Source organism: Roseateles sp. (genome assembly GCF_039929605.1).
Taxonomy (GTDB): Bacteria; Pseudomonadota; Gammaproteobacteria; order Burkholderiales; family Burkholderiaceae_C; genus Pelomonas.
Map to the genome: position 1 here is coordinate 1 of NZ_JBDSQX010000042.1, position 13686 is coordinate 13686.

General features: G+C 68.4%; 11 protein-coding genes. 5 read left to right on the forward strand and 6 right to left on the reverse strand.

The features are described from left to right. Together ABIS05_RS05775 and ABIS05_RS05780 are read left to right on the forward strand one after the other, a co-directional pair. On the forward strand, positions 1–2415 hold a 2415-nt coding region (locus ABIS05_RS05775), incomplete at its 5' end, for an efflux RND transporter permease subunit (RefSeq protein ID WP_348009651.1). Between the two features lie 38 nt (positions 2416–2453). Further along, positions 2454–3344 carry an alpha/beta hydrolase gene (locus tag ABIS05_RS05780; protein ID WP_348009652.1) on the forward strand — a complete coding sequence of 297 codons (891 nt, stop codon included), beginning with the start codon at positions 2454–2456 and terminating at the stop codon, positions 3342–3344. Positions 3345–3405: 61 nt separating this feature from the next. Here the strand turns inward: ABIS05_RS05780 and ABIS05_RS05785 are convergent, their stop codons facing one another. Beyond that, on the reverse strand, positions 3406–3840 hold the full coding sequence (locus tag ABIS05_RS05785) for an HIT family protein (protein WP_348009714.1): 435 nt from the start codon (positions 3838–3840) through the stop codon (positions 3406–3408). Beyond that, positions 3840–7709, reverse strand: a complete 3870-nt coding sequence (locus tag ABIS05_RS05790) for a DUF3683 domain-containing protein (RefSeq protein ID WP_407074821.1) — start codon at positions 7707–7709, stop codon at positions 3840–3842. The genes ABIS05_RS05785 and ABIS05_RS05790 overlap by 1 nt, the downstream gene beginning before the upstream one ends. A gap of 48 nt (positions 7710–7757) precedes the next feature. Here ABIS05_RS05790 and ugpQ point away from each other — a divergent pair, with 48 nt between their 5' ends. After that, positions 7758–8495 (forward strand): glycerophosphodiester phosphodiesterase, encoded by a 738-nt coding sequence (gene ugpQ / locus ABIS05_RS05795; protein WP_348009654.1) that lies wholly within the window; start codon positions 7758–7760, stop codon positions 8493–8495. Continuing rightward, positions 8489–9307 (forward strand): hypothetical protein, encoded by an 819-nt coding sequence (locus ABIS05_RS05800; protein ID WP_348009655.1) that lies wholly within the window; start codon positions 8489–8491, stop codon positions 9305–9307. The genes ugpQ and ABIS05_RS05800 overlap by 7 nt, the downstream gene beginning before the upstream one ends. On the opposite strand, the gene ABIS05_RS05805 is transcribed toward ABIS05_RS05800, so the two are convergent. The 4 genes from ABIS05_RS05805 to ABIS05_RS05820 all read right to left on the reverse strand — a co-directional run bounded on the left by ABIS05_RS05805 (position 9297) and on the right by ABIS05_RS05820 (position 13257). Next, positions 9297–9881 (reverse strand): GNAT family protein, encoded by a 585-nt coding sequence (locus tag ABIS05_RS05805; RefSeq protein WP_348009656.1) that lies wholly within the window; start codon positions 9879–9881, stop codon positions 9297–9299. The two genes, ABIS05_RS05800 and ABIS05_RS05805, sit on opposite strands and share 11 nt — an antisense overlap. Then, the gene (locus ABIS05_RS05810) at positions 9878–11158 is read right to left on the reverse strand and encodes an MFS transporter (protein ID WP_348009657.1); all 1281 of its coding nucleotides are present in this window, start codon (positions 11156–11158) and stop codon (positions 9878–9880) included. The genes ABIS05_RS05805 and ABIS05_RS05810 overlap by 4 nt, the downstream gene beginning before the upstream one ends. 105 nt (positions 11159–11263) lie before the next feature. Continuing rightward, the gene (locus ABIS05_RS05815; RefSeq protein WP_407074822.1) at positions 11264–11647 is read right to left on the reverse strand and encodes a PPC domain-containing DNA-binding protein; all 384 of its coding nucleotides are present in this window, start codon (positions 11645–11647) and stop codon (positions 11264–11266) included. Beyond that, the gene (locus ABIS05_RS05820) at positions 11644–13257 is read right to left on the reverse strand and encodes a gamma-glutamyltransferase family protein (RefSeq protein WP_348009659.1); all 1614 of its coding nucleotides are present in this window, start codon (positions 13255–13257) and stop codon (positions 11644–11646) included. Before ABIS05_RS05820 ends, ABIS05_RS05815 begins: the two co-directional genes overlap by 4 nt. A gap of 131 nt (positions 13258–13388) precedes the next feature. On the opposite strand from ABIS05_RS05820, the gene ABIS05_RS05825 reads away from it, so the two are divergent. Continuing rightward, a complete protein-coding gene (locus tag ABIS05_RS05825; protein ID WP_348009660.1) occupies positions 13389–13661 on the forward strand; it encodes a hypothetical protein in 273 nt (90 codons plus the stop codon). The last annotated feature ends 25 nt before the right edge of the window (positions 13662–13686 follow it).

A 13686-nucleotide genomic window follows, 5' to 3' on the forward strand; every position in this document is an offset into this window, starting at 1 on the left:
GGCTTGCGCAGCACCGCCGATGTCGGCAACGTGACGCTGGAAGTGGGCGGCCAGTTGCTGCGCCTGGCAGACATCGCCACCGTGCGCGCCGGCTACGAGGACCCGCCGAGCATGACCATCCGCCACAACGGCACGCCGGTGCTGGCCATCGGCGTGACCATGCAGTCCAAGGGCAACGTGCTGGACTTCGGGCACGCCCTGGAGCAGCGCATGGCCGAGGTGCGCAAGGACATGCCGGTGGGTGTCGAGATCCAGCAGTACGCCGACCAGCCGCGCGTGGTGGCGGAATCGGTCTGGGAGTTCGAGCGCTCGTTCCTGGAGGCGCTGGCCATCGTGCTGGCGGTGTCCTTCCTCTTCCTAGGCTGGCGCACCGGCATCGTGGTGGCTGCTTCGGTGCCCCTGGTGCTGGGCCTGGTGGCCGCCGTGATGTACGCGGCCGGCTGGGCACTGGACCGCATCTCGCTGGGCGCGCTGATCATCGCGCTGGGCCTGCTGGTGGATGACGCCATCATCGCCGTCGAGATGATGGTGGTGAAGCTGGAGCAAGGCTGGGGCCGCCTGGAAGCCGCCAGCTACGCGTACACGAGCACCGCCTTTCCGATGCTGACCGGCACGCTGGTCACTGCCGCCGGATTCATGCCGGTGGGTTTCGCCAAGTCCATCGCCGGCCAGTACGCGGGCGGCATCTTCTGGGTCGTCGGCGTGGCGCTGATCCTGTCGTGGCTGGTGGCCGTGGTCTTCACGCCCTACCTGGGTGTGTTGCTGCTGCCCAAGAACCTGGCCTCAGGCACCCACCACGACCCCTACGACCGGCCCGTCTACCGCAAGCTGCGTGCCGTCATCGACTGGGCCGTGAACCGCCGGGCCTGGGTGCTGGGCGGCACGGTGCTGGCCTTCGGCATCGCCGGCGCCGGCATGCTGCTGGTGCAGCAGCAGTTTTTCCCGACGGCATCGCGGCCTGAACTGCTGGTGGAGCTGCGGCTGCGCGAGGGCGCCTCGTTCGCCGCCACCTCCGCCCAAGTGAAGCTGCTCGAAGCGCGGCTGGCGAAAGACCCGGATGTCGAGTTCTTCACCGCCTACACCGGTGCCGGTACACCGCGCTTTTACCTGTCGATCCAGCCGGAGCTGCCCAACCCGGGCTTCGCCCAGTTCGTCATCAAGACGGCGGGCATCGAACAACGCGAACGGGTGCGCGCCCGGCTGCTGGAGCTGTTTGCCAAGGACGAAGCCCTGCCCGACGCACAGGCCCGCGTGACACGCCTTGAGTTTGGCCCGCCGGTGGGCTTCCCGGTCCAGTTCCGCGTGATCGGCCCCGACAAGGCGCAGGTGCGCGAGATCGCCTACCGCGTGCGCGAGACGGTGCGCCAGAGCGCGCTGGTGCGTGACACCCAGCTCGACTGGAACGAGCAGGTGCGCTCGGTACAGGTCCACGTCGACCAGGACAAGGCACGGCTCCTGGGCCTGTCCAGCGCCGACATCCAGGGCCTGGTGCAAACCACGCTGGACGGCGCGCCGGTGACGCAGATCCGCCGTGGCGAAGAACTCGTCGACGTGGTCGTGCGGGCCACGCCCGAGGAGCGCAGGAACATCGGCCAACTGGGCGACCTGCAGGTGTTCACCCGCAGCGGCGTGAGCGTGCCGCTGTCGCAGATGGCGCGCGTGGAGCCGAGCTTCGAAGAGCCGGTGCTGTGGCGCCGCAACCGGGACATGGCGCTGACCGTGCGCAGCGACGTGCTCGACGGCGTGCAGGGGCCCTACGCCACGGCGCAGATCAGGCCGTCGCTGCAGCCCATCATCGACAGCCTGCCGCTGGGCTACCGCATCGAGGAAGGCGGCGCCATCGAAGAGAGCGACAAGGCCAACGTCGCGCTGTTCGCGGTGTTCCCTGCCATGTTCGCGGTGATGCTGACGCTGCTGATGATCCAGCTGCAAAGCTTCTCGCGGCTGTTCATGGTGTTCATCACCGGCCCGCTGGCGCTGATCGGCGTGGTGCCGGCGCTGTTGCTGTTCCATGCGCCGTTCGGCTTCGTCGCACTGCTCGGCGTGATTGCGCTGGGCGGCATGATCATGCGCAACTCGATCATCCTGGTGGACCAGATCGACCAGGACATCGCGCGAGGCGAGGCGCCCTGGAACGCCATCGTGGAGGCCACGGTGCGCCGCTCACGCCCGGTGGTGCTGACCGCCGCTGCCGCAGTGCTGGCCATGATCCCGCTCATGCACAGCGTCTTCTGGGGCCCCATGGCCATCTCGATCATGGGCGGCCTGATCGGCGCCACGGCGCTCACGCTGGTCTTCGTGCCGGCGCTGTACGCCGCGTGGTTCCGCATCTGGCGCGACAGCCCGGCCCACATGCCAACGCCGGCCGCTGAGCCGCTAACGGCCATCGCACGAACCGCACCGTCTGCAGCATGAACACGGCGAATCGCCATCACGCTTCCAAGGAGATGAACATGTCCATCACCGGCGACACCCCATCCGGCATCACGATCCCGGGAACCCGCAGCCACGACGTCGAACCGGCCGGCACAGGCGACCGAGGCCAAGGCCGGCTCCGCTACCTCAGCGGCGGCACCGGGGCGCCCTTGGTCCTGCTGCACACCGTGCGCACCCAGGCCGAGCACTTCCGCAAGCTGATTGCCTTGGTGAAGGACCGGTACACCGTGTACGCGCTCGATCTGCCCGGCATGGGCTATTCGCAGATCGTGCCCGGCGCCTCGTATGAGGAGCCTGCGATGCGCGCCGCCGTCAAGAACCTCCTCACGCAGCTGGACCTGCGCGACGTGACCCTGCTCGGCGAATCCATGGGCGCCGTGCTGGCCCTGACCACGGCCGCGGATATGCCCGACCGAGTCCGGCGCGTCGTGGCGATCAACCCCTACGACTACGCCGGCGGCATCAAGCGGTCGAGCTTCCTGGCGCGCTTCATCGTCACCGGCGTGCTCGCGCCCGGCATCGGCCCGATGCTCGCCAAACTGGAGCCCAAACCCATCGTGCGCGCCGTGCTGAACGGGGGCTTGGTCAACACGACGGCGCTCGGTGATGACTACCTGGATGAACTGCTCAAGGTCGGCCTGCGCCCGGGCTACTCGACGGTGGCTCGCGCGGTGTACGCGGCCCTTCCCAGCCTCATTGCGGCCCGCTCGCGATACGCCGAGGTCAAGGCACCGATCCACCTCATCTACGGCGAGAAGGATTGGTCACGCCCGTCGGACCGGCAGGCCAACCAGCGGCTGCTGCCCGCCGCCCAGTTCACGCAGGTGCCCAGCGCCGGCCACTTCATCGCGCTGGAAAGACCGGACGTGCCGGCCACGCTGCTGAACGAGTTGGCGCAGCACGCCTGACGTGCCCCCCATGTCGCCCAACGCTTGCGTGGCGTTGCGAACACCACGCGGGGCGTGCTGCTCAGCAGCCGAGGGCCAGCGCGATGGCGGCGTCGACCGCCGCCAGTGGCTGCGCCAGCCGTGCGAGCGCGCCACCCGGCACCTCGTCGCGTTGAGCCGCTGCCCAGACGGGCGCGGGGAAGTGGCTGTCCCAGTCGAAACGGGCGATGACGTGCCAGTGCAGATGCGGCACGACATTGCCCAGCGTGGCGAGGTTGACCTTGGTCGGCGCGAGCAAAGCCCGCAGCGTCCGCTCGATCTCGGTGACAGAGTCCATGCAGGCGTGTCTATCTGCTGGGGCCAAGTCGCTGAACTCGGCGACATGCGCGGTCCAGATCAGACGGTAGAACGCGGGGAAACGCCGCGCTTCTTCTCCATCGACGACTCGCACGACGCGGAACTGCGCCGTGCGGGCGACGACGAGGCCGCCGTCGCTCTCACACAGCGGGCAACCGATCACACCAGCACCCGCTCGATGCCACCGTTATTGGCCTTGGCCACGTACTCCGCCATCCAGTTCTTGCCGAGGATCTGGTTGGCCATTTCGACGACGATGTAGTCGGCTTCAAGCAGCCCGTTCTGCAGGTCGTCGCCGTAGCGGCTCAGGCCCTGCAGGCAGCTCGGGCAGGACGTCAAGATCTTCAGGTTCTCGTTCGCGCCAACCTTGCCGCTCTCGCGCAGCGCCGTTTCGGCCTTGCGCAGTTCCTCTTCCTTGCGGAAGCGCACCTGCGTCGAGATGTCGGGCCGCGTCACGCCCAGCGTTCCGCTCTCGCCGCAGCAGCGCTCGTTTTTGACGACGTTCTCGCCCACCAGCGCCTTCACCGTCTTCATCGGCTCCTGCAGCTTCATCGGCGAGTGGCAGGGGTCGTGGTACAGGTAGCTGGTCTTGGAGCCGAGGGTGATGCCCTTCTCCAGCAGGTACTCGTGAATGTCGATGATGCGGCAGCCGGGGAAGATGTCCTCGAACTTGTAGCCCTGCAGCTGGTCGTAGCAGGTGCCACAGCTGACCACCACGGTCTTGATGTCGAGGTAATTCAGCGTGTTGGCGACGCGGTGGAAGAGCACCCGGTTGTCGGTGATCATCTTCTCGGCCTTGTCGAACTGGCCCGAGCCGCGCTGCGGGTAGCCGCAGCACAGGTAGCCAGGCGGCAGCACCGTCTGCACGCCGGCATGCCAGAGCATGGCCTGCGTGGCCAGGCCCACCTGGCTGAACAGTCGCTCCGAGCCGCAGCCGGGGAAATAGAACACCGCCTCGGACTCGCTCGCCAGCTCGGGCGGGCGAATGATCGGCACGTAGTCCTTGTCCTCGATGTCCAGCAGCGCGCGCGCCGTCTTCTTGGGCAGGCCGCCGGGCAACTTCTTGTTGATGAAGTGGATGACCTGTTCCTTGATCGGCGCGGCGCCGAGCGTGGCCCGTGGCGCCGCCGTCTGCTTGCGGCCGGCCGGTTTGAACAGCTCCACCGCCAAGCGCTGCGCCTTGAAGCCGATGCCCACCATCGCCGTGCGCGCGAGCTTGATGGTCTCGGGGTTGGTCGCGTTCAGCATGAACATCGCCGCCGCGTTGCCGGGCCGCCAGGTCTTCTTGCCCATCTTGCGCAGCAGGTTGCGCATGTTCATCGTCACGTCGCCGAAGTCGATGTCGACCGGGCACGGCGACAGGCACTTGTGGCAGACCGTGCAGTGGTCGGCCACGTCCTCGAACTCCTGCCAGTGCTTGATGGACACGCCGCGGCGCGTCTGCTCCTCGTACAGGAAGGCCTCGACCAGCAGCGAGGTCGCGAGGATCTTGTTGCGCGGGCTGTAGAGCAGGTTGGCGCGCGGCACATGCGTGGCGCAGACGGGCTTGCACTTGCCGCAGCGCAGACAGTCCTTGATGGACGCGCTGATGGCGCCGATGTCGCTCTGCTGCATGATCAGCGACTCATGCCCCATCAGGCCGAAGCTCGGCGTGTAGGCGTTCCTCAAATCGGCATGCAGGTCGGCGCTCTTGAGCAGCTTGCCCTTGTTGAAGCGGCCTTCCGGGTCGACACGCAGCTTGTAGGCCGTGAAGTTGGCCATCTCGTCGTCGGTCAGGAACTCCAGCTTCGTGATGCCGATGCCGTGCTCGCCGGAGATGACGCCGTCCAGCGAGCGCGCCAGCACCATGATGCGCGCCACGGCCTGGTGGGCCGTCTGAAGCATCTCGTAGTTGTCGCTGTTGACGGGGATGTTGGTGTGCACATTGCCGTCGCCGGCATGCATGTGCAGGGCCACCCAGACGCGGCCACGCAGCACGTCCTTGTGGATGCGCTTGCACTCGGCCAGCAGCGGCTCGAAGGCCGCGCCGCTGAAGATGGCCTGGAGCGGCTTGAGGATCTGCGTCTTCCAAGACGCGCGCAGCTCGTGCGTCTGCAGCCCCTCGAAGAAGCCGGTGTCGATGCCGTCAAGCCACTGCTGCCACAGCTCGCCCACCTCGCGCAGCAAGGCGAGCGCCTGCTGCACACGGTCTTCCAGCAATTCGGCGCTCGGGATCTCGCCCGCGTCGTCGCTCTTGCCCAGCGGCAGCTTGCCGGTGGTGAACAGCGCCTGCAGCGCCGTCACCAGCGCCAGCTTGTTGCGCAAGGAGAGCTCGATGTTGATGCGCTCGATGCCCAGCGTGTACTCGCCCATGCGGTGCAGCGGGATCACCACGTCCTCGTTCACCTTGAACGCGTTCGTGTGCTTGCTGATGGCTGCCGTGCGCTTGCGGTCCAGCCAGAACTTCTTGCGCGCATCGGCGCTCACGGCGATGAAGCCCTCGCCCGAGCGGCCATTCGCTAACCGAACAACTTCAGACGTTGCGCGTGCCACCGCATCGGCGTCGTCGCCGACGATGTCGCCCACCAGCACCATCTTCGGCAGGCCACCGCGCTTGCTCTTGGTCGCGTAGCCCACGGCCTTGAGGTAGCGGTCGTCCAGATGCTCCAGGCCCGCCAGCAGCACGCCGGTGCCGGCAATCGAGAACATGTAGTCCTTGATGTCGACGATGCTGGGCACGCAGTCGCGCGGGTTGCCGAAGAACTCCAGGCAGACCGTGCGCACATGGGCCGGCATCTTGTGCACGATCCAGCGCGCGCTGGTGATCAGGCCGTCGCAGCCCTCTTTCTGGATGCCCGGCAGGCCGGCCAGGAACTTGTCCGTCACGTCCTTGCCCAGGCCCTCCTTGCGGAAGACGCGGCCCGGGATGTCCAGACGCTCCGTCTTCTCCAGCTTGGTGCCCGAGGCGTCGAAATAGCGCAGCTCGAAGCTGGCGATCTCGACGTCGTGGATCTTGCCGAGGTTGTGGTTCAGGCGGATCACCTCCAGCCACTTGGCCTCGGGCGTCACCATCTTCCAGCTGGCCAGGTTGTCCAGCGCCGTGCCCCACAGCACGGCCTTCTTGCCGCCCGCGTTCATGGCCACGTTGCCGCCGACGCAGCTGGCCTCGGCCGAGGTCGGGTCGACCGCGAAGACGAAGCCATGCTGCTCCGCCAGGTCCGCCACGCGCTGCGTGACGACACCGGCTTCGCTGAAGATCGTCGGCACCTCTCGGTCCAGGCCCGGCAGCTGCAGCATCTCCACGCCGCGCAGCGCTTCCAGCTTCTCGGTATTGATGACGGCGCTGTTCCACACCAGCGGGATCGCGCCGCCCGTGTAGCCCGTGCCGCCGCCGCGCGGGATGACCGTCAGGCCCAGCTCGAAGCAGGCACCCACCAGCCCGGCCATCTCGGCCTCGGTGTCCGGCGTCAGCACGACGAAGGGGTACTCGACGCGCCAGTCGGTCGCATCCGTCACATGGGACACGCGCGACAGGCCGTCGAACTTGATGTTGTCCTTGGCCGTGTGCTTGGCCAGCGTCTTGGAGGAGCGCTTGCGCAGCACCGCCACGCGCTCGAACATCAGCGCGAACTCGGCCACGGCGCCACGCGCGGCGATCAGCAGCTCGCCCACCGCCTCATCGCGTTGCGCGTCGGCAGAGGCGTCGCGGCGCTTCTCCACCTCGCCCAGGCGGTGATGCAGGGCCTCGATCAGTTGGCCGCGGCGGCGCGGGTTGTCCAGCAGGTCGTCCTGCAGGTAGGGGTTGCGCTGCACCACCCAGATGTCGCCCAGCACCTCGTAGAGCATGCGCGCAGATCGACCCGTGCGCCGCTCCAGCCGCAGTTGGTCAAGCAGCTCCCAGGCGCGAGCGCCCAGCAAGCGGATGACGATTTCGCGGTCCGAGAACGAGGTGTAGTTGTAGGGAATTTCACGCAGGCGGGGGGCGTCGCCAGCGTGGGGCGTGTCGGTTGCGGCAGCGGCAACCGGCATCAGGGGATGCGGGGCGTTCATAGAGGGAAAGGATCGTATCGCAGAGGGTTTCACCCCAGAATCCGCCGGATGAAGCCCTGGCCCTATCCAATCTGGCTCGCGCACCGTGGCGCGGGCAAGCTCGCCCCGGAGAACACGCTGGCTGCGTTTCGCCTTGGCGCCGGTTTTGGTTTTCGAGCCTTCGAATGCGATGTCAAGCTCAGCCGCGACGGCGAAGCCTTTTTGCTGCATGACGACACGCTGGAGCGCACGACCAGCGGCCTGGGCTCGCCGAACAACGTCGACTGGGCCGACTTGGCCCGGCTGGACGCCGGTGGCTGGCACAGCGCGCCATTCGCTGCCGAGCCCTTGCCGACGCTGACCCGGATCGCTGCCTTCTGCCAGGCCAATGGCTGCGCGCTGAACATCGAGATCAAGCCCTGCCCCGGTGTCGAGCGGCTGACCGGTGAGGTCGCGGCGCGCGAGGCCGCGCGGCTGTGGGCCGGCGCCGCCCTGCCGCCGCTGCTCAGCTCCTTCAGCCCCGAGGCGCTCGAAGGTGCCCGCAACGCCGCCCCCGCCCTGCCCCGCGCGCTGCTGCTGGACACACTGTGGGACGGCTGGGCCGAGGCCACCGTGGCACTCGGCGTTGTCGCCGTCATCACCAACTGGCGGGTGATGGACGCGGCGTTGATCGAGCGCCTGCATGCCAGCGGCTGGCGGGCGTTGGTCTACACCGTCAACGACGCCGCCGTGGCCGAGCGCCTCATCGCCGAAGGCATCGATGGGATCATCACTGACGCCGTCAACGAACTCGGACCCTCATGCTGAAGACCTTCTGCGCCACCGCCCTCGGCCTGCTCGCCACACTGGCTCAGGCAGCCCCGCCCACATGCGAGGCCGAGCGGCAACTGCCGCTTGAGCGAATCACCGAGAGAGTCGTCCTCGTCGGCGAGACGCACGGCAACGAGCAGGCGCCCGCCTTCGTCGAGCGGCTGATCTGCGGGCTACTGGCGCAAGGCCGGCCGGTGATCCTCGCGGTGGAGCGGCCTGTGACGGAGCAGTCCGCCCTGGACCGCTACCTGGCCTCGGCGGGACAGAGCGCCGACAGGCGTGCACTGGTCAGCGAGCCCGACTGGACAGCGCCCACGCAGGATGGCCGCAGCAGCGAGGCCATGCTCAAGCTGGTCGACAAGGTTCGCCTCTGGCGCCAGGCAGGGCAGCCCGTCCAGCTGGTGGCCCTGGTCCGCCCCTGGGCGGCCAGCTCCGCCCCCTTCGACCCCAAGCTCGCCCAGGCCGAGGGAGACCTTGGCATGGCCGACAGCCTCTCCGCAGCGCTCGACCGACACGCGGGGTACAGCGCCGTCGTGTTGGCCGGTACCTTCCACACCGTGGTCGGGTCGAAGATGCACCACGACATCATCGGCTCGCCGTCTATGGGCGATGTTCTCGCCACTCGCCTGCCGGTGCACGCCATCGGGCTCAGCAGCGGCGCAGGCGAAACCTGGGTGTGTCATCAACCCAGGGAATGCGGCCCGCGACGCTTGAGCGCCGCGCCATGGAACCTGCCTGATGCCCGAATCGACACATCGGTCGACCTGGGGCCGATTACCGTGTCGCGCCCCGCAGCCCTCAGCCTGTGATCCGCGAATAGACGGCCGTGTCGCGCGGTGCGCCGTCTACGCCGAGGGCCTCGTTGCGCAGCACCCCCTCCAGCTCGAAGCCGCAGCGCTGCGCCACGGCACGGCTTTTCAGGTTGCGCGCATCACAGCGGATCTCGACGCGCCGTGCGCCCAGCCGGTCGAAGGCGAGCGCCGTCAGCAGCGCAACCGCCTCGCTGACATGGCCCTGGCCCGCCGCCTCGGGGCGGATCCAGTAGCCGATCTCAAAGCGCCGGACGACCCAGTCGATGCGGTGCAGGCCGGTGCCGCCGAGCATGCGGCCGGGGCTGCCGTCGGGGCGACGGGCATAGATCTGGAAGCACAGGTCACGGCGGGCAATGAAGTCGGCCTGCATGCGGCGCACGACCAGCTCCGAGCTTTCGGCGGTCGGGGCTTCCTGCGCCCAGGGCATCCACGGCCGCAGGTGCGAGATAGCCTGCGTGATGACAACGGCCAGCTCGGCGCCCAGGCCCGCGTGCGGCGCGAGCAGCACGGTGCGCGGGCCATCCAGCCGCTCGGGGATGTCGATCAACACCGGGTCCTGAGGGTCGCTCATACGGTCACCGCCTCGACCGGCTTGGGCAACTCCCGCACGCCGCGCAGCACTGGGTGGTTCCAAGCCCACACGGCCGTCAGCACGCAGCCCACGCCGGAGAAGGCCAGCGCCGTGCGCAGGCCGAAGTGCTCGCCCAGCCAGCCGCCCAGCAGCGCGCCGGGTGCGGCGGGCAGCAGGATGAGCCAGCGCACGGTGCTGGTCATGCGGCCCAGCATGGGCGCCGGCGTGACGGCCTGGCGCAGCGACAGGAAGTTGATGAACATCAGCACCGCGCCCACGCCCCAGCCGAACAGCATCAGCGCGAAGCTGGCCACGCCCAAGGAGCCAGACGGCGCGAAGGCGAGCTGCAGCCAGGCCAGGCCGCACAGTGAGAAGCCCAGCACCAGGCAGGGCCCTGGGCCGAGGCGGCGGCTGATGCGGTGGCCGAAGATGCTGGCCAGCACGGTGCCCACGCCGATGGCCACGTAGGACCAGCCCACGGTCTGCGGCGCCATGTGCAGCTCGCGTGTGGCGAGCAGGATCTGCACGACGAGTGCTGCGTTGTGGAAGAGGTTCCAGGCGGCCATCAGGATGGCCATGCTGACGAGCAGTTGCCGATCGCGCACGAAACGCAGGCCGGCCTTGAGTTCCGCCCAGAAGTCCTGCGTCTTGCGCGGCGGCAGGGCTTCATGCACGCGGATGCCGCGCAGGATGAGCACCGACCCGGCCAGCATCAGCGCGTCCACCACCAGCGCCATCGGTGCGCCCAGCAGCTTGATCAGCAGGCCCGCCATGCCGGGCCCGGCCACGTCGGCGCCGGACGAAGCCAGCGCATTCTTGGCATGCGCCTCCACCAGCCGCTCGCGAGGCACCACCTGGGTCAGCACGATCTGCGCGGCGGTGCCGGCCGTCGTGTGGACGGTGCCGATGATGAAGCCGACGACGTAGAGCCATGCCATGTCCAGCACGCCCAACCAGGCAGCGACAGGCACCGACGCGACGGCCAGCGCCAACGCGACCTCGCCGCTGATGTAGACCGGCAGCTTGCGCACGCGGTCCAGCAGCACGCCGGCGGGCAGCGAGAACAGCGCGAAGGGCAGCACCTCCAACGCCTGCAGCAGGCCCATCTGCGTGGGGGTGGCGTTCAGCATCACGGCGGCCGTCAACGGCAGCGCCAACAGCGTGATCTGGCCACCGAGGGAGGAGCAGAGGATGGAGGTCCACAAACGCCGGTAGACGGCGTCGCGCAGCAGGTCGCTGGGCGCGAGGACGAAGAACTGGATGAAACGGGACAACATGACGGCTCGGGTTGAGACTCGACGCGCGGGCCGCAGGCCCGCCAGGCAGGACACGCCAGGAAGGCGCGTCAGTCGAGATCGAGCAGCTTGGTCATGCGCTGAATGCTAGCAGCGTGGCTCGACGGTGAGCTCCGCAAAGCCGGTGGCCGCGTCGAACTCGCGCCGCAGTGAACCGGCAGGCAGCGGCGCCACCAGCAGCTCTGCCGTCGTGCGCACCTGGCAGCCGGCGCAGACATGGCCGCCGAACACGCGGCCTGCCGCGTCGGACACGCTGGCGTGCAGGTGTGCGCCGTCGGGTGTCAGGCTGCCGCTGAGGGTGAGGATCTCCAGCGGGCCTTCAATCAGCGTGGCCCCAGGCTCGCCGGCAAAGCGCAGTTGGGCGTGGGCGAGGCTGCCGATGCCGGCGACGACAAAGCCGGTGCGGCCGCTGGCCTCCAGCGTGGCGCGCAGGTCGTCGCCAGGGTTCAGGCGCAGTGCCTCCATGCTCACCAGCCCACGGCCGCACCATCACGGCGCGGATCACTGGCGGCTACGTAGCCTTGCGCACTCGGGTCGCCCAGGCGCCAGATGAACTGGCCGGCGCCGAAGTCCTGGTAGCTGTCGTGGATGTCGCCGATCTCGTGACCGCGTGCGCGCAGGGTCTCGATGGTGGCGGCGGGCATGTGCGGCTCGACGTTGATCGACAGGCCGTCGTTGAAGCGCCAGCGCGGCGCATCGCAGGCGGCCTGCGGGTTCTGGCCGTAGCAGAGCATGCGCACCAGCGTCTGCATATGGCCCTGGGGCTGCATGTTGCCGCCCATGACGCCGAAGCTCATGACGGGCGCGCCGTCCTTCGTCAGAAACGCCGGAATGATGGTGTGGAAGGGGCGCTTGCCCGGCGCGACCTGGTTGGGGTGCCCCGCCTCCAGCGTGAAGCAGTGGCCGCGGTTCTGCAGGCTGACGCCGTAGCCAGGCAGCACCAGGCCCGAGCCGAAGCCCATGTAGTTGCTCTGGATGAAGCTGACCATCATTCCGGACTCGTCGGCCGCCGTCAGGTAGATGGTGCCGCCCTTGACGGGGTTGCCGGCGCCGAAGACCTGCGCGCGGGCCGGATCGATCAGCCTGGCCCGCGAGGCGAGGTAGTCGGGGTCTAGCAACTGCGCGGCGCTGACCGTCATGGCGCCAGGCTCGGCCACGTAACGGTAGACGTCGGCAAAGGCCAGCTTCATCGCCTCGATCATCAGGTGCTGGGCCTCGGGGCTGTCGACGGCGTGGGCCGTGACATTGCAATGCTCCAGCAACCCCAGCGCCATCTGCGCGGCGATGCCCTGGCCGTTGGGCGGGATCTCGTGCAGCGTGTGGCCGGCAAAGTCCTTGGCCAGCGGCGTGACCCATTCAGGCTGGTAGGCCGCGAGGTCGGCTTCCGTCAAGGCACCGCCCGTCTCACGCGCGAAGCGGGCCAGCGCCTGCGCGATCTCACCGCGGTAGAAGGCCTCGCCCTTGGATTCGGCGATCAGCTTCAGGCTGCGCGCTGCGGCTTCAAAGCGGAACAGCTCGCCAACCTGGGGTGCCCGGCCGTTGGGCAGCAAGGCTTGCGCAAAGCCGGGCTGCGATGTCAGCTCGCTCAAGCCCGCAGCCAGCGCCCATTTGCCCTGCACGACGGGCGGCACGGCAAAGCCGCGCTCGGCGATCTCGATGGCCGGCTGCATCAGGTCGGCGAACGGCAGCTTGCCGAAGCGTTCACTCAGCGCCACCCACGCGCCGACGGCGCCGGGCACCGTCACCGAGCCCCAGCCACGCTTGGGCATGACCTGACCCTTGAAGAAATCCGGCGTCCACGCTGCCGGCGCCGGCCCCGAGGCATTGAGCCCGTGCAACTGCTGCCCGTCCCACAGGATGCAGAAGGCGTCCGAGCCGAGCCCATTGCTGCACGGCTCGACCAGCGTCATGCAGGCTGCAGCAGCGATGGCTGCGTCCACCGCATTGCCACCCAGCCGCAGCATCTGCAGGCCCGCCTGCGCCGCGAGCGGGTGCGAGGTCGAGACGATGTTGCGAGCGAACAGCGGGCTGCGCCGGCTTGGATAGCCGGCGGCCCAGTCGAAGCGAGAGGCTGTATTCATGGAGGTCGATTCTGCGCGGTGTAAGGCTTTGCAAAGCCCCGGTGCATCGTCAACTTGGCGCGATGGGGCGTCGTTGTGGACCCAAGCTTTCGCGAAGCCCTCCCAACCCCAAACACCCTGGAGCACTCAAGATGAACACGCTGAAGACCGCCATCGCCACCGCCCTCATCACGCTCGCCTCTGGTGTGGCCCTGGCGCAAAGCCCGACCCCCGCCACTGCGCCTGCAGTCAAGGCCAGCGCCGCCACGCCTGCTGTCAAGGCTACTCCGGCGACCCCGGCAACCGGCACCGCCGCCACGGCCGCGACGCCGGCCATGCCGGCTGACGCCGCCAGCGGCGCCAAGCATCACAAGCGTCACGCTAAGAAGCACGCCGACGCCAAGACCGAAACCAAGACGCAGTAAGCGCGAGAGCGCTCTGCGCAAGGCC

Coding starts and splice junctions, on each gene's coding strand:
- ABIS05_RS05780 (WP_348009652.1), top strand. CDS start 2,454: ATGTCCATCACCGGCGACACCCCATCCGGCATCACGATCCCGGGAACC.
- ABIS05_RS05820 (WP_348009659.1), bottom strand. CDS start 13,257: ATGAATACAGCCTCTCGCTTCGACTGGGCCGCCGGCTATCCAAGCCGG.
- ABIS05_RS05805 (WP_348009656.1), bottom strand. CDS start 9,881: ATGAGCGACCCTCAGGACCCGGTGTTGATCGACATCCCCGAGCGGCTG.
- ugpQ (WP_348009654.1), top strand. CDS start 7,758: ATGAAGCCCTGGCCCTATCCAATCTGGCTCGCGCACCGTGGCGCGGGC.
- ABIS05_RS05790 (WP_407074821.1), bottom strand. CDS start 7,709: ATGAACGCCCCGCATCCCCTGATGCCGGTTGCCGCTGCCGCAACCGAC.
- ABIS05_RS05825 (WP_348009660.1), top strand. CDS start 13,389: ATGAACACGCTGAAGACCGCCATCGCCACCGCCCTCATCACGCTCGCC.
- ABIS05_RS05800 (WP_348009655.1), top strand. CDS start 8,489: ATGCTGAAGACCTTCTGCGCCACCGCCCTCGGCCTGCTCGCCACACTG.
- ABIS05_RS05810 (WP_348009657.1), bottom strand. CDS start 11,158: ATGTTGTCCCGTTTCATCCAGTTCTTCGTCCTCGCGCCCAGCGACCTG.